Raw genomic sequence first — 25,413 nt, forward strand, 5'->3', positions numbered from 1 at the left:
GAATTAGTTATCCTGACTAGGTGAAGTGGTGCTGTTAGCGGGTGCAGTATTTGTATTTGACGCAGCACTTGTATTAAGTGCACTACCAGTATTAGGTGCACTACTAGTATTAGGTGCTGTAACCGTATTGACAGCAGTAGCGGGGCGCGACAGTGGACGATCAATCAATTCGTCTTTATGCCAAAAATCGTAAAAATTAAACCACTGCAATGGTGCCTGTTTGGCAAAGTACTCTAAGCGCTGACTGTACAATTTCATTGCATCAGTTAAGCGTGCAATGCGCCCCGCCCGCGGGCCTTTTAAGCTATCGCTTAAGTGTTCAACATGTACTTTATAGCGGCCTTGTTGGCGAATGCAGAACATGGTGTATACCGGACAATTTAACAAGCTTGCAAGAATAAATGGTCCTTGGGGAAACGGCGCTTCATGACCGAGAAAGGGTAGGTAAACCACCCGACCTTGGCTGTTTGATGAGGTGCGGTCGGCTGCAATAACCACTATTTCGCCCATATCAATTTTTTGCTGTAACAGCATAGAAGTACTGGGATCAAGTTCATTAACATGAATAAGGTTCAGACTACTTTGTGGGTTCAGCTGTTGTAATACTTTGTTAAAGTTTTCGGCGTGTTGAGTCAACACCATAACGTTGACTTTCACTTTCTGCTGGTGGATTGAAATCGCACGACATAGCTCTAAATTACCTAAATGCGACACAATCAGTACGGCTCCTCGACCAGAAGCCACTTGGTTTGCCAGAATATGACGATCGTTAAAATCGACTTGATTGAGTTTGATGCGGTCGCACCAGGCATCGATCCTATCCAGAGCTGCATTACCAAAAGCAATAAAGTGATTTAAGCTGTCGCGCCACTGGGTGGGTTGATGTAAATCTGGATGATCTGGAACTTGTTGCTGCACTCGGGCTAGAAAATTCATCGATGCTTGACGAGCTGAAGCACCGGTTAGAAAAAAGTAGCCAATCACCGGATACATAATCGCTCGGCATAACCAGTGGCCACCTAAGCGATAACATTCAGCCAGTAATTTTATGCCCCAATAACTGCCACGCTCTCCCATTGATGACCAATGTTGATGCGGGGTATTTTTATTCAGAATTTGTGGCAAACGAGTCAACATACCAAAAAATAATTTAGTGTGCATCCAGCTAATGCGCACATTGTCTTGCAAGCCTTGAAAGTGGCTAATACCGTCTTCCGGGTAGATTACTTTGGTCGGAACATGAACCACCGGAGTGCCTTGCCAGTGCAGTTTGACCATGATTTCAATATCAAAGTCCATCCGTTCACCCAGTGCTTGCTGGCTTAATAACTGTTCGGTAGCCTCTAATGGATAAACCCGAAAACCACACATAGAATCTTGAATGTCGAGACTTAAGGTTTCAACCCATACCCAAAAATGGGTGATGTAACGTCCGTATAAACGTCCTTTAGGCACCGAGTCATCATAAATGGGTTGGCCAGATATTAATGCCTGTGGCTGTTGTTCTGCAGTCGATATCATTAACGGAATATCGTCTAAATTATGTTGTCCATCAGCATCAACCTGTAATACATGGCTAAAACCATCGCGGTATGCTTGGCGTAGGCCGCTGGTCACTGCCGCGCCTTTACCGCGATTAAACGGATGGTTAATGAGCGTTACCCAGCTAAATTTTTCTGCCATGGCTTGCAAAATATAACGGGTTTCATCTTGGCTACCATCATCAACCAAATAACATGGCAGATTGAATTTTGCCAAGTCAGTTAAGGTTTGTTCAATGGCAATATGATGATTGTAATTGGGGATAACCAAGGTTAGCTTCATGAGGCAATCTCATTGGCAATCGGCGCAGTAGTGACTACTGCAGGCTTAAGCGCAATACGGCCAGAGGCAAACCGTTTATCTTGATCTCGATAGCTAAAGATCAGTTTTGCTTTTTGAGGTTGATGTTCAATGATCAAATCAACATAGGTATCGGGCAAAATGAGTTGCTGAAATTTAAGCACTTCTAATGTGGCCACTTGGGCTGAATAACCAAATGCCTCACAGCCAAGTTTAACCGCCCAATCCAATTGGGTGACACCTGGTAATACGGCTTGCTGAGGAAAATGGCCATCGAAAAAGGCTAAATCTGCACTGACAAATAAACGCCATTGATAGAGATTATTATCGCCTTCATGGCTAACAATATGCGGTAATTCTGACTTAATCATGACTAAATAAGGCTACAATTTCTGATTGAGTACGCTTGCCTTGGCTATTGAGTGGCAAGTGTGCAGGATAACGCCAGCGTCGTGGTAGGGTGATACGTTCAAACTGGCTCAATAAATGGTTTTTTAAGGCATTATTAACCGCTAATTTTCCTTCCGCTTTGAGTGTTTGCTGGCCTAATTCACTTAAACAGACTGCAGCACCTAGCATGGTGCGCGGTTGCTCTAAAACTGTGACGGCCGCTTCGCTGACAAAAGGATGAGTTTGCAGTAAATGTTCCACTTGCGCTAACGACAAGCGTTTTTCTTCAATTTTGACAATGCGATCAAGGCGATGCAATAAACGGAACTTGCCATCTGTTAACAATTCAATTTTGTCATCACATTTTAACCATTGAGTTGGATTGTCTAAATAAACAGACTGCAGCATCAGCGCACCATCTTGCGGGTCCATATCGACATTCACTTGGGTAAATGCTTGCCATGGTTGCATGGGTTGCTGTTGGCGTCGATATCCAATACCGCCGGTTTCAGTGCTGCCAAATATTTCAATGGGCAACTGATTAAAGCATTGTTTAACCGCTTGGGCGGCATCAAAATTTAACGGACCACCAGAGCTGAAAATTAAGCTTGGGATACGTTGTTGTTTTTGATTTTCTAGAGCATCAGGCAAGCGGGTCAATTGAGCTGGACTACTGATTAAACACAAATTTGGCATGATGGCCAAGTAGTAGCTTAAGGTTTCAGGAAAGTCGATTTGTTCACTTAAGAATGCTCGGCTCGCGGCTAAAGGCCACAAGATTTTAAACAATAAACCATAAATATGCTGATGTGAAACTGTCGATACTACTGAACAATGAGGCAAATGTTCGGCAAATGTTTGCTCAAGAATACTGACTTCGGCATCTAATTGTTGCAGTGTTTTTTTGATTGCTTTGGGCTGACCGCTACTGCCGGAGGTGAATAGTACTAATTCACCTAATAGCTTGGTTTTAGGCCAAGTTGCAGCGGGCAAACTGAGTTCTTTTTTGAGCGCGATATACTCACGCACTTCACATAATGGCGTGTCGGCAATAATGGCATCAAATTCATGGTTGAGCTCGCTTAAGGTGCCACGTTGGGTGTTGGCAGGCAATATCACTTGTTTACCGGCTAACAAGGTTGCACATAAACCAGCGGCAAATAAATCACTGTGCTTGGCTGCAAGCAGCCAACGCTGAGCATCACTTTGAATCAGCTGAGCATGTAAGTGGGCCACTTGCGCGCAAAACAACGATCCCGTCATGATGTCATGATGGTCAAAGCTGATTAGCTGCTGCGAGGCAGGCCCTGTAGATAACCAATTGAGTAAAAGCTTATTCATGTTTTTTCAACCAAAAGCGACGATAAATCCATTCACCACTGAGCAGCAACCCCATAAACAGGTAGGCGATCAGTCCGTTGTAAAGCGTCCATATTTCAATACTTGTTGCTATGGCGGTATAGGTTGCCACAGCACCATTTACAATAAATAACCCACACCAAAGTTTAGTGACGGTTTGTAAGTAAGGTATAGCTGAGTCTGGTAAATCAGGCTCTTTTAAGCGTGCTAAGCGCTCAATCATGCTTGGGCCATTCATCAGTGAGTAACTGAATAACCCCAACATGCTCAGGTTTATCACCACCGGATAAAACAGTAACCAGTCGTTACGTTGAGTAATGAAACTGGCCGCGGTCAATCCTATGCCCACCAGTATTGGCAATGTCATGGATTTTACTTGCTGCTTAGTGACCATAAACCGTAGCAATAATAACAAACACAGCAGCAAAGCGATTGTGCCAGGTGGTAAATACTGCAAACCAAAATACACCGCAACAGGATAAGCAATAATCACCAAGGTCGTCATAATCTGCAGGATTAACCGCATTAGCTTTTTATTAAGCCTTCAATGGCATTAACGACATCATTGACTGTACGGACGGTTTTAAATGCCTCTGGCTGGATTTTTTTACCCGTCAGTTGTTGCAATTTAATCACCAAATCTACCGCATCAATGCTGTCTAAATCCAGATCTTCATACAAAGAAGCTTCAAGCGTGATATCAACTGCTTCTATTTCAAATTCATCAATTAAAATGCCACTTAGCATCTCAAGGATTTGTTCACGATTTTGCATGCTGACTCCTAAACACGTTGAGATTCAATAAAGCTAGCTAAGCTAGCAACACTGAAAAAGTGTGCTTTAGTCGCATCAGAATTGGCTTCAATTTTGACATCAAACTCTTTCTTAATTGCCAAGCCTAATTCAAGTGCGTCGATCGAGTCTAAGCCCAGACCGTCGCCAAATAAAGCCGCATCGGTTTCGATATCATCGACAGTGACATCTTCGAGATCTAAGCAATCAATGATCAGTTGTTTTATTTGATTGTGTAAGTTCATTTTTTTGTCTTTCTTATAAGTATGGCTATCAATGTGACTTGATAGGCTGTTTAAGTGTATCAAGGTAAAACTGCTGTAAGTCGCGCGTTAGCTGTCGAGCCATTTTGGCTTCATTACCTCGTTTAGCATCATACAGCAGGTATGACATGCTTGTGCCAATTTCTACTGACATATTGATGGTTTGCCGTGGAATTTGGTACCAAGATTGTTGCTTAGTTAAGCCTGCAACATCAGTACGTAACACCACGGGTAAAATATCGGTTTGGGTGCGCAAGGCAATATTGGCCGCGCCACGCGCAAAGGGGTTAACAAGATTACCGGTTAAAGTACGGGTACCCTCGGGGAAAATAATCAAATTAGTATCGGTACGCAGCACTTGCTGGCAGTCATGTAAAAGCCAGTCTGCGCCGCGATTAGGGATATAACCTGCACTGGCGAGTACGCCGCGAATAAACGGATTACGCCATAAGCTTTGTTTTACAATACAGCCCGCATTCGGCATAAGACTAATCAATACCACCACGTCCACTAATGTCGGATGATTAGCGATGACCACTTTTCCTTTAGTTTGCTGTAGTGCCTCAATATTTTTGGTGCTCACAGCTATTACTCCAGCAAAACTGAGCATGGCAACAAATGCTTTAAACATCCAACTGACGGCTTTTTGGGCCCGAGCTACGCGCACTGTTTTCTCGCCAGGCCAAAATCGTAATAGCGGTAAAATAGTCAATGAACTCAACAAGCCGCCTAAACCAAAAGCAATATAACAACACACACCACCAACCCAGCGAGGTATATAACGTAAACCGCTGAGTTTTGGCGCTGTGGCTTTTTTTTGCACAATAGCGTCAGTATGCTGTCTTGTATGGTGTTGATTAGGCATGATGTTCAAGCGACCAATACCAATGGCACAATTTACCTTGGATATGTTTTGCACTGGCAATATGGTGTATTAACTCGCTCATGCAGATGTTGTTTTGACTGTGATGCTCGGGCGGATGATCGGACACGCTAAGGGTCATTCGCTGAGCCGAATCGTGTTGTAAAGTGGTGTCTGCAAGCTGATTTTTGGCTTGTGGGGCACTGCTATTAAATGGTGCTAGGTACAAACCTAACGCCAAAGGTAGTTCGACTTCGTGAGTAAACTCACTGTATACCGGTGGAACCGGGTCATCACCAAATACAACCAATACAGGTTGTGGCGATTGCGCTAATTGCGCGTAGGCTTCAATAAGTGCCTGAGTGAGAGTTTGTTCACCAGCGGCAATCGATGTAGACGAAGCGGTATTGTTATTAACAATACCGAAAATGCCACTGGCAGTATTGTGCACTGATTGACTAAAAGCCATTGGCGATAACGCTTGTTGTTGGGTGATATCTTTGAGTAAGCCCAAGGTGCGCGTGAGCTCTCCATGGCGAGATGAAAAAATACTGCGGCAATTATTCTCAGGTTGGCATTGGTAGGCGGCCGTGAGCATCATTTTAGTTAAGCGACTAAAGCGACGGCGTTGCATGGCAGGAATGTGAGCCAATGGCGGTGAGTCTGGCTTAGGCGCCAAATTGCCATTAGGCTGTTGCCATTGTAGCCAACTTTCAGGTGTCTGAAAGTCCGGCGACCATGCGCCCCATGATAGAAGCTCAAATTCTAAATGCACTACATTCCCTCTATAATTGCCTAGCTATCCTTATCTAATTGTTAACAATTATCATCTACATAATGACGATTCGTTAACCTTGCCAATTGTACACCGAAGTGAATGTCGATAAGAAGCCGTGTGGACGAAAAAGCCTAATAGCTGAGGGTTAATTCAACAAAGTGACTATTAAATAAAAAAGCGCGACGGTAAACGTCGCGCTGATTGCTGTTAGCTTAATAAAATAGCTTTACCGTTTGATGTAAAGCTTATTTGTTCGCAAAGCTTTGCTGCAATTTTTTGACAGCTTCTTTAATTTTTCGAGTGTTGTCTGGCCCCATACGGATCAACAACTTTTGGGCATTAGGTAATGCTTCAAGGTTAGGATCGACATATTTATAGTTAACACTGATTGACGATAACTCAATAGGGTCTTCAATAATGGGCGCGCTAGCAACCATGCTAAAAGCCTGTTGCATACGCTTATCAAAATCAATATCACTGTAACCAAGTTCAGTAAAGGCTTCGGCAAATAGTGGTTTTAACTCAGTGTAAGTCGCGACTAAATCTTTATCGCTCAAGCCTGCTATAAAATTGGCATACAAATCATATCGATGATAACCATCCGGATTAAGATATGTTTTGTTGGTTATTTCACTCACGGTAAATTGCGTGTCAGGGCCTTTTAACGGGCTAGCTTTACGCACAATATCGCCTTGGGCTAGGTTATCGACAAACACCACAAATTGGCGGGCAATGTCTTTTTTCAAGATCATCGGCGCTATTTTCATACCGTTGGCTATAGCTAATGTTTTTGCTTCAACAAAATCATCAGACTCAGCTAATGCAGGAAGTGGTTCTGCAACTACAGCTTCCGTAGCTGTCTCGGATTCGCCAGTGGGGACTACATCATCTGTTGTGGTAACGTTTTGCGGTTCTTCAATAGGCGTTTGCTCTATTGGCGTCTCAGGAACTGACTCTGGCAGCTCAACTGGAGTGATAACAACTGGTTCAAATTCTTCAGCGTCATCACTGGTAAAATAGAAATAACTGCTTGCGCCTAAGAGGGCTATTACCGCGATAGCGATTAATAACATGTTAGACCCTGGTTTTTCAGCGGCTTGTGGGGTAATTCGGTCTTCTTCATTAACTTGCATTTCAATTCCTTGGGGTTATTGCTAATCGATACTAATATCTTGGTGGAGTCGAAAAATTCTGCTACATCCATTCTGCAATATTCAGCAGACTTGTCTAGTGATAACTGATGATAATGAACAATATATTAAGATCTATTTAAGCTTGGACATATTGCTGTCTATCACCTATCCAGCGTTGAATGATAGCATCTACGTTTTGAGGCACTTGCTGGTAAACGTGTGATGCCAATTTTTGGGTTGGTGCAATTAAATGTTGATCACGGATAAGATCAGCGATTTTAAGATCTGCCAAACCGGTTTGCTTGGTGCCAAGCACTTCGCCTGGTCCTCTAATTTCTAAGTCTTTCTGAGCAATTACAAAGCCATCATTGCTGTTGCGCAGCACACCTAAACGTTTTGTGGCAGTTTGTGACAATGGCGCTTTATAAAGTAATACACAATGGCTCGCAACAGCACCTCGGCCGACTCGGCCTCTTAATTGGTGCAACTGTGCAAGGCCTAATCGTTCAGGGTTTTCGATTATCATTAAACTGGCATTGGGTACGTCTACACCGACTTCTATGACGGTAGTCGCGACTAATAAGTTCAACTCTCCCGCTTTAAATTGCGCCATAATCGTCTGTTTTTCAGCACTTTTCATTCGCCCATGGATTAAGCCAATTTTGAGCTCGGGTAGTGCTATGGTGAGTTCTGCTGCTGTGTCTTCAGCAGCTTGGCATTCAAGCACCTCAGATTCTTCAATTAAGGTACATACCCAATAAGCTTGGCGATTATCATGTAAAGCTGCTTGTTTAACTCGCTCAATAACTTGCTCACGACGGGTATCGGCAATCGCAACCGTTGTGACCGGTGTACGTCCTGGAGGAAGCTCGTCAATGACAGAGGTGTCTAAATCGGCATAAGCTGTCATGGCTAAAGTTCGTGGGATAGGAGTGGCTGTCATGATTAACTGGTGTGGATGAAAACCTTGGCTGACGCCTTTTTCTCGTAACCCTAAGCGTTGATGAACGCCAAAACGATGTTGTTCGTCAATAATGATTAAAGCCAGCTTGTTAAACACTACCGCCTGTTGAAATATCGCATGAGTACCAATGACCATTTGTGCTGCGCCAGAAGCGATATCTTCGAGTGATTGAATTCGCGCTTTGCCTTTTAGTTTACCAGCCAGCCAGCCGACTTTTAGCCCAAGTGGTTCAAACCAAGTAGCAAAATTAGCTGCGTGCTGTTCAGCCAATAATTCAGTAGGGGCCATCATGGCTACTTGGTAACCGTTTTCAATTGCTTGTAATGCCGCCAGTGCCGCCACCAAGGTTTTACCTGAACCTACGTCGCCTTGAACTAAACGCATCATGGGGGTTGGATGCTGAAGATCTTGGTTGATTTCGGCGACAACTCTTTGTTGTGCTCCCGTTGGCTTAAAGGGCAGTTGCGCTAAAAAAGGGCTTAACAATTGTCCTGTAGCAGGCATTGGCACTGCGGCATCTTGATTACTGCGCTGGCGCAGTTGCAACATGCTCAAATTATGAGCCAGCAGTTCTTCTTGGATTAATCTTTGCTGTGCAGGGTGTTGACCTTGCTCTAATTCAAAAGGAGACACCGAGCTATGGGGACGGTGCAAAATATGCAGCGCATCACGCAGGCTAATATTGTTTGGTTGTAATGCACTGGGAAGTAACTCGGGTAATCCACCTTGGTCTAACATTGCCAAGGCTTGCTCGGTCAATTTTATCCAACTGGCTTGTTTTACCCCTTCTGTTGTCGGGTAAATAGGCGTCAGCGTGTCGCTTAATGTGACGGATTCACCAGGATGAATAATTTGATATTCCGGGTGAACAATTTCTTTATGATGATTGCCGCGGCGTATTTCACCGTAAGCCCGAATGCTGGCTCCATTTTCCATGGCGTTACGTTGTGCCATAGAAAAATTAAAAAATCGCAGGCTCATCATTCCGCTGTGATCGTGCACATTACACACTAACATGCGCCGCCGACCTTGCATGATTTGAGTCGACTGAATTTCTGCTTCGATGGTGCCAAAACTGCCAGGAGGTAATGCGGCAATAGGATGGATTTGCGTACGGTCTTCATAACGCAGCGGTAAATGAAACAGTACGTCTTGTACTGTTTTAATACCTAACTTAGCCAGTTTTTCCGCAACCTTTTTAGCAACGCCTTTAAGGTCGGTGATCGGAACAAGATCCAGTCGTAGCAAATTGTGCTCACCTAAATTGATTGTTAAAGATGTAAAAACCATAGTGATTTCAAGCTATCAATCTCAAATCACTGTAATTATATACAGATGTTTAAGGTATCTTAGCAGACTTTGAATACAAGGCAATATTAAGCCACTAATTACAACCAACCCTTTTGCTTGGCTATTCTGGCTGCATCAATTCGGTTACTGGCATTGAGTTTACTAATGGCTTCTGACAAATAGTTTCGTACTGTGCCTTCTGCAATAAACAACTGACTGGCAATATCGCTAGTTGATAAGCCTTCGCTTGCTAGGCGCAATGCACGTCTTTCTTTGTCGTTGAGAGGATCTATTTCACCAATAGCGGTGAAGGCTAATTCTGGATCGATAACTCGTTTACCCGCCATCACTTGTTTAATCGCATTAATTAAGTCTTCAGACGGTGCGTCTTTTAATAAAAAACCACCGACACCGTATTCTAATGCTCGTTTGATATAACCGGCTCGGCCAAAGGTGGTCAAAATAATCACTTTGGTCTGGCTGCGCTGTTGTTGTAACCATTGGCTCAGCTCTAAACCTGACTTACCCGGCATTTCAATGTCGGTAAGTAACAGGTCAAATGAATCTGTTTTAAGTTGTTGCATCGCTTTATCGCCGTCTTCGACTTCGACAATCTCTATTTCATTTAGGCTATCACACGCTAATGTGAGCAACGCGGCGAGGGCGCCTCTTACCATAGCTTGATCTTCGGCTAATAGAATTTTCATCTAACGGACTCACTTAGTGGCAATTTGATACTCACTTTATAATGGGGAATCAATTGATAGTCGATTGTGCCATGTAACAAGGTTACTCGCTCTTGGATGCCTGTTAATCCGTTGCCTTTGGTGATGGTTTTAACCGGCACATTCTCGATAAAGTTGAGTTTGAGCCAGTCTTGACTTGTTTCAATACACAAGGTGCAATGTGTCGCTTGGCTGTGTTTTATGGTGTTATTGATCAACTCCGTTAGCAGCAAGCTGATTTGCGATTCCATGAGTTCACTGAGTTTAGGGAATGTGCCTTCTATGCTGACAGCAATAGCGTTATCTCTTAACGTATTGGCTAAGGTGTTTAACGTTTGGGTTAACCCTTGATGTTTATAGCCCGATACTGTGTGGCGAATTTGGCTTAAACAGTCTCGAGTTATCACGCTCACTTGATGAATTTGTTGCTGCGCTTGGTCGATTTTACCTGAGGCAATGAGCTTGTCTGCCAGTTCCGCTTTTAAGGCGATTGCTGCTAAGTGATGTCCCATAACATCATGTAAATCGCGACCAATACGCTCGCGTTCTAATGCGGTGGCTAAATTGGCGACTTCATCTTTTGATTGTTGTTGCTGGCGTTTTATTCGTTGGCGATTTTGTTCAATCACACCAAACACTCCCACCCCTAAACAAATTCCCATACCATAAAAAGTAAAAAAGTAGCCTGTGTAACCCATGCTAATATCGATGACTAAAAGCAAAATGCTCAGTCCGATAAAACTCAATATTGCAGTGCGAAGCGAGTAGAAAAAACCAATAAAAAAACAGCAAAAACTGAATAGTGATATTGCACCACTGGTGACGAATGATGACGCTATGGCTGACAGAAACATTAACCCAATGGGTTTGAGAGCTTGCTCTTTGCTACTGTTATAAGCCCAGAAATAGCCAATAATAAAGGGCACTAATAATCCGATCGCGATCGAAATCTTTAACCATTGACCGGCCATAAAATACAAGGGAATAAAATAAAAACCTAAGTTTATGAGGTAAACCCAAGCGGTTCTTTGCTCGTAACTTTTTTCATTATTAGATGATAAACAAGATGTCATTGTGCCTCCTAGCGCAGTTAATCATAGAGTAACTGCGCGCTAACTAAAACCTATGCGAGTAATAATAAACTGGTCGATTACTGCTTTACTGTTTGTTGGTTTAACAGATAGGTTGCCCAACCATACTGAGGGTCAACCTCAATGGCGGTTTGCCAATCTTGTAAAGCCCCTTTTAAGTCGCCTTGTTCTTGTTTCGCTAGTCCGCGCCAAGTATAGGCTTCTGCATGTCCCCAACAGATTTCGTTACAAGGCTGCTCAAATTGATTAATTGCTTGGGTTGCTAATGTTTGCGACTTGTCGAGGCCGCCACCAAATACGCTTGGGGTATAAAATGCATTAATTGCTCGCACTAAGCTGACTCGCGGATTGTTAGGTTCGAGATCGTTTGCTTGTTGCAGTAATTGCGCCGTTTTCATTCCTAATACAGTACCTTTACTATTATCAAACGAGATTTGCATTCCGTATACCGCAGCAAGTAGAGCTTGCTGGTCTGCAGATGGATCTTGGACTAAAAGGGATTCTAGTGTGTGCTGAGCATTGTTTAATGAATCTGTAGCGAGTTGACGTTGGCCGATGATGTTGGCTGTGATGGCTAGGCGATAATCAGCATAGGCTTTTTCATAATCAATAGCCTGTTCACTGTATTGACTAAGCTCAGTGATGTTCATTGTGTTGGCTGCAGCATCAATATCGCTAATGTTAGCAAAGCTAGTGTGGCTGACTAAGGTTAAGCTGGTGATCAGTAGTAAAGTTTTCATGGCTATCTCCATTTACGTTTTCCCCAATCAATATGTTGTTGGGATAGGTGTAGTATGGCGATAGACGGAGGATATTCTTAGACACAAAGGTCATCAATTGAAGATGACAAATGTCATTTATTTTCAGCAGCACATCTTAAATGTGAGTGCAGTTTCAGAACTTGTTAATAAAAGACCGAATCAATATTCGGCCTTAGTATGAGTAATATTGTCGTTAACTTAAACCACTTGCATCACCAAGTAACTGGTGTAGCCAAGGTAACCAGCTAACAGAACACTACCTTCACGACGACCAATACGTAAGCCACTCCAAGCAAACGGTAATACCATGAACGCGAAGATCAACATGGCGATAAAATCGATTTCGTTAAATCCGGCTGCGGAAACAGGGTGGATTAATGCTGTTGCGCCTAAAATACCGAGTACGTTGAAAATATTTGAACCTACAACGTTACCGATGGCAATGTCGCTTTGCCCTTTAAGAGCTGCCATCACCGAGGTGACAAGCTCTGGCATACTGGTGCCAATAGCCACAATGGTTAAGCCGATAATGACTTCGCTAATGCCAAACTGTTTGGCTAAATCGACTGCACCATCAACAAATAATATGCCACCACCAACTAACATCGCGATACCTGCAATAATTAATGCGATGGATAAGCCAGGGTGCTGCGGGGTGGCATCAACATCCAGGTCTTCTGGATTATTTTTGGCACTGACATAACTAAAAACTAAATAGCCAACAAGCGCGCTGAATAAAATGGCACCGTCGATAAAGCTCACTTCACCATCAAGCAGCAAAAACCACATTAATACCGAAGCAGCAATCATTATAGGGATGTCGCGTTTCACCATTTGAGATTGCACTGTAATAGGGCGAATAAGAGCGGTGATAGCTAGAATTAAACCAATGTTGACAATGTTGGAGCCGACGACATTACCTAAGGCTATACCTGGATTGCCTGCTAATGCTGATTTAACGCTAACGGCTAATTCAGGGGCGCTGGTACCAAATGCCACAATGGTTAAGCCAATAATAAGTGGGGCAATGCCCAATCGCAGCGCTACGGCACTGGCTCCGCGCACAAGTGCTTCAGCGCCAATGGTTAAAATAATAAAACCGCCGATAATGGATAACGCAATGAACATTCGAGTTTCTGCCTAATAAATGGTGCGCAACGACATTGTTAACGCTGCATAGTTGATGGCGCGTATATTGACAGAATATGTCAAAAAAATACACGCATATTGCGTGTATTTTTTGAAGATAGATAATCGTTAGCTGATAATTACAACTCGTCTTCCCAGCGTACTTTGGCGCCGCGAACACCGTCTACTTTGGCGGTAAAAGCTTTTTCCAGTACGTGACGTTTAATTTTTAACGTCGGAGTTAACACATCATTCTCAATGGTCCACTCATCATTGACGACGATGATGGCATCAACATGTTCGTGTGACTCTAAATGTGGATTAACACCATCGAGAGTCTCTTTTAATGATGTTCTTACTTCTTCGCGTGGCTGAAGTTTTGAACCTTCAGAAAGCTGCACTAACGCGATGGGATGTGGTAAACCTGAACCGATAACACAAATTAAATCTACATGAGTGTCTTGAGCCAATTTACGTTCAATCGGCACTGGAGCAACATACTTACCTTTTGAGGTTTTGAAGTTGTCTTTAACGCGTCCGGTAATGTCGATGTAACCGTCTGCGTCAATTTCACACAAATCGCCAGTGTGGAAAAAGCCATCTTCAGTAAATGCAGCTGCGGTGGCTTCGTCTTGTAAGTAATAGCCGCTCATCAAGCCAGGGCTTTTAACTAATAATTCACCTGCTTCAGTTTGACGGACTAAGCATCCTTCAACTGGACGGCCAACTGTGCCTATCTTCTTGGCATTGAATGGGTAATTGATTATCGAGTAAGCACAGTTTTCGGTCATGCCCCATGCTTCACAAATATCAATGCCAATGTTGTTGTACCATTGAATCAAAGATGGTGGGATTGGTGCAGAGCCAGAACCGTTTAAGCGAGATTGATCGAGTCCTAAACCGCTCTTAATTTTACGTTTAACAATAGTGCTAATAATAGGCAACTTGAGTAAGGTTTTGAGTTTTTTCTCACCAATTTTGTTGATGATATTTAATTGGAATACTGTCCATAAACGCGGTACCGAGAAAAACACCGTTGGGCGACAGCGTTGAATATCATCAACAAATGAATCGAGGCTTTCCACAAAAGAAACCGTTGCCCCAGAGTAAAATGACGAACCTTCAATGGCCACACGTTCGGTAATGTGTGCCAGAGGTAAGTAAGATAGCAGTCGGTCAGTAGTATTAGTTTGTAAATCACGAACAACCGCTTCACAGGCCCAACCATAGCTGGTAAAGGTTTGAATCGCGCCTTTGGGTTTGCCAGTTGAACCCGAGGTGTAAATCAGGGTCATGACTTGATCTGCAGTTGGGAACTGCTCATCAACAAGCGGTTGTCCTAACTTTAATAGCTGTTCCCAATGGTATTGAGCCGGCATTGTTTCATATGGCATGGCTAAACGGAGAATTTCACCGCCAACCGCGGCTTCTTGTTCAGCCCAGTGATCGAGCTTACCGGTAAAGATAGCTTTAGCACCACTATGTTCGAGCACATAACGAATGGTTTCGGCATTCGCGGTTGGATAAACAGGCACACTAATGTAACCACCGTACATTAATGCTAAATCGACAATAAACCACTCAGCACAGTTTTTCGATAATACAGCAATTTTGTCGCCCCGCTCTAAACCCAAATGACGCAGTGAACCTGCAATTTGTTGCATCTTCTGCTGCACTTCACGCCATGTGAAATCAACATATTTACCGCCAATTGGCTGGCGAAGGTAAACTTTGTCACCTTGCGTATCTACCCAATGAGACAACATCTCAACAGGAGTTTTAATTAAATTTTCCATCGACGCTTCCATGTTCTTTATTGTTATTGTGGGTCTAATACCTATCGTATTACGTAAACTTAGTATGGCCATTTTTGTGCGCTGGCGCAAACAATTGCACAATATGTGTGCTAGGTAACACAATCAACACGTTAGCAGAATTTACTGAATAAACAATATATATTGAGCAAATACTCTACTGTGGGGAAACCATAGGCAATAAAAAAGGCGCCCTAGGCACCTTAAGAAAATATCGTACAGCTGTACTTATATTTCCATGATTCCGTCCATTTCAACCAATGATCCTTTTGGTAACTCTTTGACGCCAATGGCGGCACGAGCAGGGTAAGGTTGTTGGAAATAACGGCTCATTATTTCGTTTACAGTGGCAAAATGAGATAAATCGGTCAGGAAGATATTGAGTTTAACGATGTCACTCATTCTTCCGCCAGCAGCTTCACATACCGCGGTTAAATTTTCGAACACTTGTACGACTTGTTCTGCAAAATCATCGCTCACCATGGTCATGGTTTTTGGGTCTAACGGAATTTGACCTGAAAGATAAACGGTACTACCGACTTTAACTGCTTGTGAGTAAGTGCCAATAGCTTGTGGAGCTTTGTCGGTTGCGATGATAATTTTTTCAGCCATAGTGTGTGCTCTCTTTATTGTTATCAGTGACTAGCGGTTACGCGATGTGCGTAATACTTCAGGTAAAACACGTATTCTGCGCATAACGTTTGCAAGATGAACACGATCTTTAACTGAAATACGTAAATTAATCAAATACACACGGCCATCACGTTCTTCGGTACTGAGATTGTGAATATTAGATCCAGCTGATGCGATGATAGACGTGATTTTAGCTAACGCACCCTGATGGTTTACAATTTCAACCCGTAGATTTGCTTGGTATTCTGCGCCTTCTACGTTGTCCCAGTGTACTGAAATATACTTATCAGGCTCGCCTTGATAGCCGCGAATATTGGCACAACTTTCCATGTGCACTACCAGGCCTTTGCCTGGGCTTACATGGGCGATGACAGCATCGCCAGGGATTGGGCGACAACAATTGGCGTAAGTGACCAACATACCTTCAGCACCACGAATTGGCATTTGTGGTTTTTCTTTATTGCTATCTTGCGAATCAAACTGCTCACCTACCAAGCGCTGGGCAATCACAATGCTCATGGCATTGCCTAAGCCAATATCTGCTAGCAGCGAGTCTAAAGATGTGTGTTTGGTTTCTTTGATCACTTTCTCAAGTAATTCGGCAGGAATGGTTTCAAGCTTTGTATCACCTAAGGCATGGTTTAATAAACGCTTACCTAATGCGATAGCGTTATCGCCTTTAAGACTCTTTAATACCTGACGAATTTTACCACGAGCTTTACCCGTTACGACAAAGTTTAACCATGCTGCATTAGGACGAGCACCTTTGGCGGTAATAATTTCAACTGTTTGCCCAGAAATTAATGGTTGGCTCAACGGGTATGCTTGACGATTAACGCGTGCGCCAACACAGGTATTGCCAACATCAGTATGTACTTCGTAGGCAAAATCGACGGCAGTGGCATTGACCGGTAATTCTAAGATGCGACCTTCTGGCGTAAATACGTAGATTTCTTCAGGGAATAATTCAGTTTTAACGTTTTCAACAAATTCAAATGAGCTGCTTGCACTTTGCTGTAACTCAAGCAAACTTTGCATCCATTTATGAGCACGAACTTGAGAAGTGCTTTGTTGAGCCGTATCGGTATTGTTTTTATACATCCAATGCGCAGCAACACCTTTGTCGGCCATTTGATCCATTTCTTCAGTGCGAATTTGCACTTCAACAGGAACCGCATGAGGGCCAAATAATGATGTGTGTAATGATTGATAACCGTTGGCTTTGGGAATAGCGATATAATCTTTAAAACGTCCTGGTCGCGGCTTGTATAATCCGTGCATAGCGCCGAGCACGCGATAGCAGGTATCAATAGAGTCAACGATAACTCGGAACGCATAGATATCCATGACCTCTTGAAATTGCAGTTCTTTACTGCGCATTTTTCGATAAATCGAATAGAGGTTTTTTTCACGACCTTTGACTTTAGTGGGGATCCCAGCTTCTTCAAGGCGTGTTTCAATGGCCACTTCAATACTGTTAATTAATTCTTTACGATTACCACGAGCTGCTTTGACAACATCACGTATCACTCTATGTCGCATAGGGTAATAGGCTTGAAAACCTAAGTCTTCAAGTTCGATTTTGATATTGTGAATACCTAATCGGTTAGCAATTGGGGCGTAGATTTCTAGGGTTTCGCGAGCAATACGACGACGTTTATCAGGGCGAAGTGAGCCCAGTGTGCGCATGTTGTGAGTTCGGTCTGCCAACTTGATGAGGATAACTCGAATATCTTGAGTCATTGCCATCATCATTTTACGGAAATTTTCCGCTTGGGCTTCTTTTCTATCACGAAACTTGATTTTATCAAGTTTTGAAACACCTTCCACCAGTTCTGCAACCGCCACCCCAAATAACTCTGTGAGTTCTTCTTTGGTGACAGGAGTATCTTCGATGGTGTCATGAAGCAAGGCAGCCATAAGCGACTCGTGATCGAGACGCATGTCTGCCAAGATGCGGCTAACCGCAACCGGATGGGTAATGTAAGGCTCGCCACTTGTGCGCATTTGCCCTTCGTGGGCATCACGCGCAACCAAATAGGCCTGCTTGAGTAATTCTACTTGATCCGGCTCTAAATAGCTGGATGCTGACTCTTTTAGACCTTCAAACAGATACAAGTGGCGCTACTCCTTATAAAACGCGGCCTTCTGCAATGGCTGCGACAGCGGCAATTTCAGCAGCTTCACGTTCACGAACAGTTTGGCGCTCATCAGCATCTAAAGTGTTTGAGGTGACTAAACCTAATTCGATTTCACGTAAAGCGACAACCGTTGGTTTATCATTCATCTCATCAACCATAGGTTCTTTACCTTGGACGGCGATTTGGCGTGCACGACGCGCTGCAACCAGGATCATATCAAAACGGTTGCCGATTTTATTTACGGCGTCTTCTACAGTTACGCGAGCCATGTGTTGAAACTCCAGTGTTATCTATGGGAAAAAATGACGCAAAATTGTACACTATGACAATTAATCTGCCAAGAGATCAACAATCATATCATTTTGCGCATGCTGCTGACTAGCACAGGTTAGCCTTTGACTGCGAATAATGGCGCTTAAATCGGCTAGCGCGTTATCAAAATCATCATTTACAATTATAAATTCGTATTGCGCATAATGTGACATTTCCGAAACGGCTTGTGCCATGCGCGAATCAATCACTTGCTGACTATCCTGACCTCGGCCAGTTAAACGACGTTCAAGCTCAGCTTTAGACGGCGGTAAAATAAACACTCCAATAGCCGTTTCCATTAATTTTTTTACTTGTTCTGCGCCCTGCCAATCAATATCAAGAAATACATCGATACCTTTATCTAAGGTTTGTTCGATGACGAGCTTGGAAGTGCCATAAAAATTGCCAAAAACTTCGGCCCATTCAATAAAGGCATTTTGGGCAATTAGTGCTTTAAATTGTTCAACAGTAATAAAATGATAATGTTGTCCATCGACTTCGCCTGGACGAGGTTTGCGGGTCGTATGTGACACTGAAACCTGTTTATCGCTGGGTTTATCTTTTAATAGTGTTGATATAAGTGATGATTTACCTGCGCCACTAGGGGCTGACACAATAAAAAGATTTCCACGAGTGCTCATAAAAAGGGTTTCTCATCCGATTATTCATTAAGAAAGCTTAATATTATACTCGTTAACTGTGGGGTTATGCTAGCGCAATGATAGATATTGGTGTTAGGTCTAAAATGCTCAAATAGCTATTAGATTAATGAAATCAACTCTTGGATTGCTTAAAAGTGACTTAAGCAATAATGAATAAAAAAGTAACGCAAAAGCTAGGTTGGGTATGGCTTTATAAGATAAATTCTGTAGGCTTTGCGCTATTAATAGCGGGTGTCGATTTTGATGATGAAAACAATCCATTTGTGTAGTAATAACGCACGATAATCACCGACTCATTCTGTTATGTAGCCAGCTGTTTTTTGATTTTTTTGTAAATGAATAGGAATGATTGATGTCTGTAAAAACCCTACTGTGCCGAGATGGTCGTGACACAGGCTTAAGGTTAATGGGAATTATTTTAGCTGCATTTTTGTTGCTAATAGTCGCTGCTGTTGTATTTCCGGCAAGTGTAATTAATTGGATTGTGACGCTAGCAGTAATGCCTGCCGTGGGTTTGTCGGCTGTGCGTCGCTTAAATGATGCCAATAAGTCGATTAAATTGGCTGCGATTTGTGTTGTTCCTGTATTGATTTTTGGCATATTGAGCTACTTTATGGCGCCTTTTGGCGCACTAGCAGGAGTGTTTTTGTTTGGCCTGGCTTGTGGTGGCTATCTAGCATTCTTACCTGCTAAAAATTCTATTAACTATGTGCAAGGATATTATGGACCAAGCATGGTACCAATATCCATTTCGGGCTCGGTTTATCATCGACAAGAACCGGTAATGAAAGGGCAGGTTATGCCTGTTCATGATCAGCCTGAGAGCACTTTCCCATCGATAGAGTCGGCTGATGAAGTCGTCTTTACAGGTTCAACTCATTCGAATTCTGCTGAGAGACACAAGCAGCAATTTAATGATGATGTGGAGCCGCAAACAAGTTTCGAGCAAGCTGGCACACACATGGAGCAAGAGTTTGATACGGCAACAGAATATGATCCGGTCAATTCATTTTCTACGTCGTCTGAACGTAGTCATCAGCCTCTTTATGTAGATCAAGATGCGTTGCAATCAGGGTCGATTACTGAACTTGCAAAATCTTGGCTGAATGTGGCTAAGTTACACCAAACAAAGCTGATTTTAATCGGTAAAATCACTGCGGCTATTATTGCAGTTGGTATAGTGGTGTATTTGGTTTTTGCTTTAATTAGTGTATTTTCTGGCGACGGCACAGAACAAACTGAGCATGTTGATGATATGAGCAATCAACAACAAGCCAGCATTCGACAAATGGTCAAATTGCCTGATGGATTTTGGCTCGCTTTAGAGGGTGAAATCCTTATCGTGCGCTGGCTAGGTGAAAGTGGCGATAAACAAAATTTATGGCGTTTAGCGACAGCAATAGGCGATAAAACCTGTGCCAACCTTGAATTTAATGACGGCAGCCGTTACCGACCAATAACGGTTGATTTACTAGACGATGGTGCCAGTGAAGCTAGATTTACCCCACTGGATAAAAATGCCATTGTTAATCATGTAGCACTTAGAGGTAACTTTAAGTTGTGTGGTTATGAATTTAGTTTAAAGGGCAGCCAAGCAACATTAATGCAAAACCCTCAATTTGAAATGATACTAAGCCAGTAACCATTAGTCAGATAACCAAACAGAAGAAAACGTTGGTTATCTCTGGCTTTGATGAACATGATTTGGAGTTTTTGATTGGTCAATTTTATCCGTAAAAATGTATTGCCTCAGTTTGGTTTTAGTCGTGAGCATAGTACGCTTTATCCATTGGGTAATGGCCATATTAATCAAACCTTCTTGGTGAGTGATAAATCAAAATCGTTGGTGTTGCAGCGTATTAATACCCAAATATTTACCGACCCCAAAGTGGTCATTCAAAATGCTGCCAATATTAGCCAGCACTTACTGATTAAACGCCAACAGCTGCATTATCCATTACAAGTGGTTAGCCCAATAGCCACTGTAGCAGGTGCACTTTACTTGGATTTAGGCGAACAAGGCTTTTGGCGAGCAATAGATTACTTACCTCATAGCACTACGATTGAAGTGGTTGATACACTAAATCAAGCTAAGTTGGCGGCTGAGGCTTTTGGGCATTTTGCTGAAGCGTTAAGTGATTTGAACCCTAGTTGCATTGCCGATGTTATCCCTAATTTTTTGAATTTACCTCAACGAATTGCTCAATTGCGTGAGGCAAAGGCTGGTGACACTCATAATCGATTCAGTCATTGTATAGATTGGGTCGGTTTGTGTTTGTCACAAACAGATTTATTGGCAACATTGGTACAATACGAAGCCGAATTACCGATTCGAATATGTCATAACGATACAAAAATCAATAATATGCTATTTGATAACCGAGACATGTCCAGCATGGCCATTATTGACTTAGATACCTGCATGAAAGGATATTTGATGTATGATTTTGGTGATATGGTACGCGCTTTTTGCTCTCCAGAGACAGAAGATTCAACCAATTTAACCAATGTATATGCCCGACCTGAGATTGTTATTGCAGCAGCAACATCGTACATGGAATCTCTAGGTGGCATTATTACTCCGCTAGAAAAACGCAGTTTATGGCTAGGGACTAAAGTGATGTCATTAATGCTTGGTGTACGCTTTTTAACTGATTATTTAAATGGCGATACTTATTTCGGGGTTAAGTATCAAACTCACAATCTTGATCGCGCTATAAATCAGTTAACTATTTATCAAAGTCTACTGCAGCAAGAAGCACAGTTAATGCCACTATTTAACTCGTAGTCACCACGGTTAACTAACTTCAGCTTGGTATCATAATGATTGTAATAAATAGCAGAACAAAGAGCTGTTTAATCATTGGACGCTATTGTTAACTGAGGCTAGTTATTTATTTAAACAAAATAAGGACTTCATAGATGTCGAATTTGCTCAATAAATATAAATGGATTTTATTTGATGCCGATGAAACGCTATTTCATTTCGATGCTTTTTCTGGATTGAAATTAATGTTTTCGCGCTTTGAAGTTGATTTTAATATTGATGATTTTACTGTTTATCAGCAAGTGAATAAACCCTTGTGGATCGAATACCAAAACGGTTTAATTAGTGCTACGCATTTACAACATACCCGCTTCCATCACTGGGCTAATAAACTGTCTGTTACTCCGCAACATTTAAACAGTCAGTTTCTTGCTGCAATGGCCGATATTTGTTTGCCGTTGCCTGGCGCCCGGGAACTGATTGATTCTCTAAGCGGAAAAGTTAACCTTGGGATTATTACCAATGGTTTTACTGAGTTGCAAAATATCCGTTTGAGCCGTACTGGCTTTCAAGATGCTTTCAATCCGGTGGTAATCTCTGAACAACTTGGCAAAGCAAAACCTGATGTTGCAATTTTTCATCACGCTTTTAGCTTGATGGGAGAGCCTGAGAGGCATCAAGTACTTATGGTTGGCGATAACTTACATTCTGATATATTAGGCGGTATCAATGCAGGTATCGACACTTGTTGGTTAAATCATCATGGCGAACCCATAAGTGATGATATTTCTCCAAGTTATCAGGTTGGTAATTTAACGGAGCTGCATCAATTACTGATGCCAAACACAGTGGTCTAAGATTAAATAAGCTATAAAATCAGTAATAAAAAAGCCATTCAGTCGAATGGCTTTTTTAATCAATTTATTTTAAACCCTATTATTGAAATAAATCTTCAGCAACATTGTCGATAAAAATATCGCCACTTTGCTGTGTTTCAGTAACATATTCTTTGGGTTCTGTACCTTCAACAAAATACTCAAACTCGGTAGTGTGGTCTGTCTTGCGAGTCAATTTGCCAGTGGCTAAATCAATACGCGCAGATACAATTCCTTTTGGCGGGATAACTGAAGCTTCAGGGGTACCAGACAGGGCCTTATTCATATAGTCATTCCAACCAGGACCTGCCGTTTTAGCACCCGCCTCAGCACCTGATATTTGATCTGGTTCGCCGTTAGCTCTCCAGCTTGAGCGTCCCAGTTGACGTCCATGGTCATCAAAGCCAACCCAGAAAGTTGCTGTAAGTGTAGGGTTAAAACCACTGAACCAAGTGTCTCGAGATTCGTTAGTTGTACCTGTTTTACCCGCAATGTCATGACGCTTAATTAATTTAGATGCACGCCAAGCGGTACCATTCCAACCTGTACCTTTGCTCCAATCGCCGCCACCCCAAATTACGCTCTTTAGCGCTTCAGTGATCAAAAATGCAGTTTGTTCTGAAACGACTCGCTTAGCAAAGCGAGCTTGTGGATTACTGCAAATGTTTTGTTCAGCGGTAATGGACGTTGCTTCAACCTCTCCATCTAATGTATCTACTGATGCTTCAGGAGTTTGCTGAGAGAATTCTTCAGCCATCGCAGCAAATGGATCTTCAATAACCACATCATCTTCAACAGAGGGTGCTGGTTTGCTACATGCAATAGCGGGAATGGTTTGTTCAATCGTGTTGTCGTATGAGTCGGTCACGTGATCGATAAAGTAAGGTTCAACTAAATAACCACCATTTGCAAAGCTATTAAATGCAGTGGCGACCTGTAACGGTGTCACTGAAGGTGAACCCAATGCTAATGATTCATTTCGAGGTAAATCATTCGGGTCAAAACCAAATTGGATTAGTTTTTTGATGGTGTCATCTAAACCGGTGTGACGCATGGCTCTCACTGACATAACGTTAATAGATTGCGCTAAACCGACTCGTAAGCGTGTTGGGCCACCATAGATGTCTGGTGAATTTTTAGGACGCCACGCTGTGCCCTGGCGGGTGTCTGGTTTATTAATCGGAGCGTTATTGATAAGCGTAGCCAATGTGTAGTCTTTTTCTAATGCTGCGGCATAAATAAAAGGCTTAATATTGGAACCTAATTGGCGTTTAGCTTGAGTCACACGATTGAATTGACTTTGACTAAAGCTAAATCCACCGACGAGGGTTTTAATGGCACCGTCATGAGGTTCAAGTGACACTGTCGCACTAGACACTTGCGGTATTTGAGACAACTGCCAATGTTTACCATTATGACGGATCCACACTTGTTGGCCGGCGGTCAATATATCGCTGGCTTGCTTCGGAGGTAAGCTTTGGCGTTTATCGCTTATAAACTTACGAGCCCATTTTAGGCCTTTCCATTCCAGTGTAATCAGTTCGCCTTTGTCATCAATGACTTGTGCTTGCTGATCTTTTACACTGATAACCGCGGCCGGCATAATGCCCTGCATTGAAGACGTTCGTTTTAAAATTGCGATGATTTCATCATGTTCTAGCGGAGTATCAGTCCATAATTCAGCGACAGGCCCACGGAAGCCATGACGCTGGTCATAAGCAAAAACGTTATCTCTTAAAGACTCCTGCGCCATCAATTGGAGATCGGATGAGATCGTGGTGTAGACATTGTAACCGTTAGTATAGGCTGCTTCTTCACCGTATTTCTGGATCATGTAATCACGCGCCATTTCCGAAACATACGGAGCGTATAAATCAATTTCAGCGCCATGGTATTTCGCTGTCGACGGACTACTAATAGCCTCTTGATATTCTGCTTGAGTAATATTTCGTTTCTCTAGCATACGGCTCAATACCCAGTTACGACGAGCTATCGCACGTGATTGGTTTCTAATTGGATTCGCTGCAGACGGAGCTTGCGGTAGGCCAGCTATCATCGCCATTTCTGGCAGTGTCAATTGGCTAAGTTCTTTACCATAATAAACTTGAGCCGCCGCACCGACACCATAAGCGCGATTTCCGAGGAATGAACGATTTAAATAAAGGGCTAAAATTTCCTTTTTCGATAATGCTTTTTCAATTTTTAGCGCAAGAAAGATTTCTTTCACTTTACGAATATATGTTTTTTCGTTAGATAAGAAAAAGCCTCGAGCAACCTGTTGCGTAATTGTACTCGCACCTTGGCTTTTCTTACCTGTTGTGACTAAAATAAGTGCCGCGCGGATAATACCAATCGGATCAATACCATTATGTTCAAAAAAGCGCGCATCTTCAGTGTCGAGTACGGCATTAATTAACTGAGCTGGCACCTCTTCATACTCGACAGGTATACGACGTTTCTCACCAAATTGAGAAATCAGTTTGCCATCGCGGCTATAAATACGCAGCGGAGTTTGTAATTGGACCGTCTTTAGCGAATTAACATCGGGTAAATCAGGTAGCACATAAAAGTAAGCGGCAGCTATAGCAGCAATGCCAAGTAGTGATAGGCTAAAAAATGCAATTAATAAACGTTTAAACCACTTCACTCGATAATTCCAGAAAATCACAAATAGTAGCGGTAGTATATAAGCGGGAGAGTTTTTGGTGAAGTAAAACATGAAATAACTAAATAGTATTTGTAAAATGCTGAAACATTTTATACAAATACTTATAACGAGTTGATTATGTGCTAATCTCTTAGAAAATAAAAATAGAATTGTGATGACGGAC

Annotated in this window: 23 protein-coding genes; 3 read left to right on the plus strand and 20 right to left on the minus strand. The window is 42.6% G+C overall.

Annotated elements, in window-relative coordinates:
• Positions 1 to 3 precede the first annotated feature (3 nt).
• The 19 genes from SFRI_RS01805 to gmk all read right to left on the minus strand — a co-directional run bounded on the left by SFRI_RS01805 (position 4) and on the right by gmk (position 18,919).
• Complete coding sequence (locus SFRI_RS01805; RefSeq protein ID WP_011635837.1) at positions 4 to 1,824, minus strand: glycosyltransferase family 2 protein; 1,821 nt, start codon at positions 1,822 to 1,824, stop codon at positions 4 to 6.
• Positions 1,821 to 2,213 carry an ApeI family dehydratase gene (locus SFRI_RS01810; protein ID WP_011635838.1) on the minus strand — a complete coding sequence of 131 codons (393 nt, stop codon included), beginning with the start codon at positions 2,211 to 2,213 and terminating at the stop codon, positions 1,821 to 1,823. The genes SFRI_RS01805 and SFRI_RS01810 overlap by 4 nt, the downstream gene beginning before the upstream one ends.
• Positions 2,206 to 3,573, minus strand: a complete 1,368-nt coding sequence (locus SFRI_RS01815; RefSeq protein WP_011635839.1) for an AMP-binding protein — start codon at positions 3,571 to 3,573, stop codon at positions 2,206 to 2,208. The genes SFRI_RS01810 and SFRI_RS01815 overlap by 8 nt, the downstream gene beginning before the upstream one ends.
• Positions 3,566 to 4,117 (minus strand): COG4648 family protein, encoded by a 552-nt coding sequence (locus tag SFRI_RS01820; protein WP_011635840.1) that lies wholly within the window; start codon positions 4,115 to 4,117, stop codon positions 3,566 to 3,568. The genes SFRI_RS01815 and SFRI_RS01820 overlap by 8 nt, the downstream gene beginning before the upstream one ends.
• Positions 4,117 to 4,365, minus strand: coding sequence for an acyl carrier protein (locus SFRI_RS01825; RefSeq protein ID WP_011635841.1), 249 nt, complete (start codon positions 4,363 to 4,365; stop codon positions 4,117 to 4,119). Before SFRI_RS01825 ends, SFRI_RS01820 begins: the two co-directional genes overlap by 1 nt.
• An 8-nt stretch (positions 4,366 to 4,373) precedes the next feature.
• Positions 4,374 to 4,628, minus strand: a complete 255-nt coding sequence (locus SFRI_RS01830) for a phosphopantetheine-binding protein (RefSeq protein WP_011635842.1) — start codon at positions 4,626 to 4,628, stop codon at positions 4,374 to 4,376.
• Positions 4,629 to 4,656: 28 nt separating this feature from the next.
• Positions 4,657 to 5,511 carry a lysophospholipid acyltransferase family protein gene (locus SFRI_RS01835; RefSeq protein WP_011635843.1) on the minus strand — a complete coding sequence of 285 codons (855 nt, stop codon included), beginning with the start codon at positions 5,509 to 5,511 and terminating at the stop codon, positions 4,657 to 4,659.
• Entirely contained in the window at positions 5,504 to 6,283 is a 780-nt protein-coding gene (locus tag SFRI_RS01840; RefSeq protein ID WP_011635844.1) for a beta-ketoacyl synthase chain length factor, read from the minus strand. Before SFRI_RS01840 ends, SFRI_RS01835 begins: the two co-directional genes overlap by 8 nt.
• 248 nt (positions 6,284 to 6,531) lie before the next feature.
• Positions 6,532 to 7,419, minus strand: coding sequence for a DUF3014 domain-containing protein (locus tag SFRI_RS01845; RefSeq protein ID WP_011635845.1), 888 nt, complete (start codon positions 7,417 to 7,419; stop codon positions 6,532 to 6,534).
• 136 nt (positions 7,420 to 7,555) lie between these two features.
• The gene (gene recG, locus SFRI_RS01850; RefSeq protein ID WP_011635846.1) at positions 7,556 to 9,673 is read right to left on the minus strand and encodes an ATP-dependent DNA helicase RecG; all 2,118 of its coding nucleotides are present in this window, start codon (positions 9,671 to 9,673) and stop codon (positions 7,556 to 7,558) included.
• Positions 9,674 to 9,771: 98 nt separating this feature from the next.
• On the minus strand, positions 9,772 to 10,380 hold the full coding sequence (locus SFRI_RS01855; RefSeq protein WP_011635847.1) for a response regulator transcription factor: 609 nt from the start codon (positions 10,378 to 10,380) through the stop codon (positions 9,772 to 9,774).
• The gene (locus tag SFRI_RS01860; RefSeq protein WP_011635848.1) at positions 10,377 to 11,471 is read right to left on the minus strand and encodes a sensor histidine kinase; all 1,095 of its coding nucleotides are present in this window, start codon (positions 11,469 to 11,471) and stop codon (positions 10,377 to 10,379) included. Before SFRI_RS01860 ends, SFRI_RS01855 begins: the two co-directional genes overlap by 4 nt.
• A gap of 77 nt (positions 11,472 to 11,548) precedes the next feature.
• Positions 11,549 to 12,229 (minus strand): tetratricopeptide repeat protein, encoded by a 681-nt coding sequence (locus SFRI_RS01865; protein ID WP_041412734.1) that lies wholly within the window; start codon positions 12,227 to 12,229, stop codon positions 11,549 to 11,551.
• Between the two features lie 219 nt (positions 12,230 to 12,448).
• Positions 12,449 to 13,378, minus strand: a complete 930-nt coding sequence (locus SFRI_RS01870) for a calcium/sodium antiporter (protein ID WP_011635850.1) — start codon at positions 13,376 to 13,378, stop codon at positions 12,449 to 12,451.
• A 140-nt stretch (positions 13,379 to 13,518) separates the two neighbouring features.
• Positions 13,519 to 15,174, minus strand: a complete 1,656-nt coding sequence (locus SFRI_RS01875; protein WP_041412736.1) for an AMP-binding protein — start codon at positions 15,172 to 15,174, stop codon at positions 13,519 to 13,521.
• Positions 15,175 to 15,420: 246 nt separating this feature from the next.
• Positions 15,421 to 15,804 (minus strand): RidA family protein, encoded by a 384-nt coding sequence (locus SFRI_RS01880; RefSeq protein ID WP_011635852.1) that lies wholly within the window; start codon positions 15,802 to 15,804, stop codon positions 15,421 to 15,423.
• A gap of 30 nt (positions 15,805 to 15,834) precedes the next feature.
• Positions 15,835 to 17,943, minus strand: a complete 2,109-nt coding sequence (gene spoT / locus SFRI_RS01885; RefSeq protein ID WP_011635853.1) for a bifunctional GTP diphosphokinase/guanosine-3',5'-bis pyrophosphate 3'-pyrophosphohydrolase — start codon at positions 17,941 to 17,943, stop codon at positions 15,835 to 15,837.
• 13 nt (positions 17,944 to 17,956) lie between these two features.
• On the minus strand, positions 17,957 to 18,235 hold the full coding sequence (rpoZ, locus tag SFRI_RS01890) for a DNA-directed RNA polymerase subunit omega (RefSeq protein WP_011635854.1): 279 nt from the start codon (positions 18,233 to 18,235) through the stop codon (positions 17,957 to 17,959).
• A 60-nt stretch (positions 18,236 to 18,295) separates the two neighbouring features.
• Complete coding sequence (gene gmk, locus SFRI_RS01895; protein WP_011635855.1) at positions 18,296 to 18,919, minus strand: guanylate kinase; 624 nt, start codon at positions 18,917 to 18,919, stop codon at positions 18,296 to 18,298.
• A 373-nt stretch (positions 18,920 to 19,292) separates the two neighbouring features.
• Between gmk and SFRI_RS20935 the strand changes: the two genes are divergently transcribed.
• From SFRI_RS20935 to yjjG, 3 genes are all read left to right on the plus strand, one after another.
• Positions 19,293 to 20,582: a DUF805 domain-containing protein gene (locus tag SFRI_RS20935; RefSeq protein ID WP_011635856.1), complete on the plus strand. Its 1,290-nt coding sequence runs from the start codon at positions 19,293 to 19,295 to the stop codon at positions 20,580 to 20,582.
• A gap of 75 nt (positions 20,583 to 20,657) precedes the next feature.
• Positions 20,658 to 21,728 (plus strand): phosphotransferase enzyme family protein, encoded by a 1,071-nt coding sequence (locus SFRI_RS01905; RefSeq protein WP_011635857.1) that lies wholly within the window; start codon positions 20,658 to 20,660, stop codon positions 21,726 to 21,728.
• Positions 21,729 to 21,862: 134 nt separating this feature from the next.
• Complete coding sequence (gene yjjG / locus SFRI_RS01910; RefSeq protein WP_011635858.1) at positions 21,863 to 22,564, plus strand: pyrimidine 5'-nucleotidase; 702 nt, start codon at positions 21,863 to 21,865, stop codon at positions 22,562 to 22,564.
• A 79-nt stretch (positions 22,565 to 22,643) separates the two neighbouring features.
• On the opposite strand, the gene SFRI_RS01915 is transcribed toward yjjG, so the two are convergent.
• The gene (locus tag SFRI_RS01915; RefSeq protein WP_041412737.1) at positions 22,644 to 25,229 is read right to left on the minus strand and encodes a penicillin-binding protein 1A; all 2,586 of its coding nucleotides are present in this window, start codon (positions 25,227 to 25,229) and stop codon (positions 22,644 to 22,646) included.
• Positions 25,230 to 25,413: the final 184 nt, after the last annotated feature.

It is taken from the genome of Shewanella frigidimarina NCIMB 400, assembly GCF_000014705.1.
GTDB classification, from domain to species: Bacteria; Pseudomonadota; Gammaproteobacteria; order Enterobacterales; family Shewanellaceae; genus Shewanella; species Shewanella frigidimarina.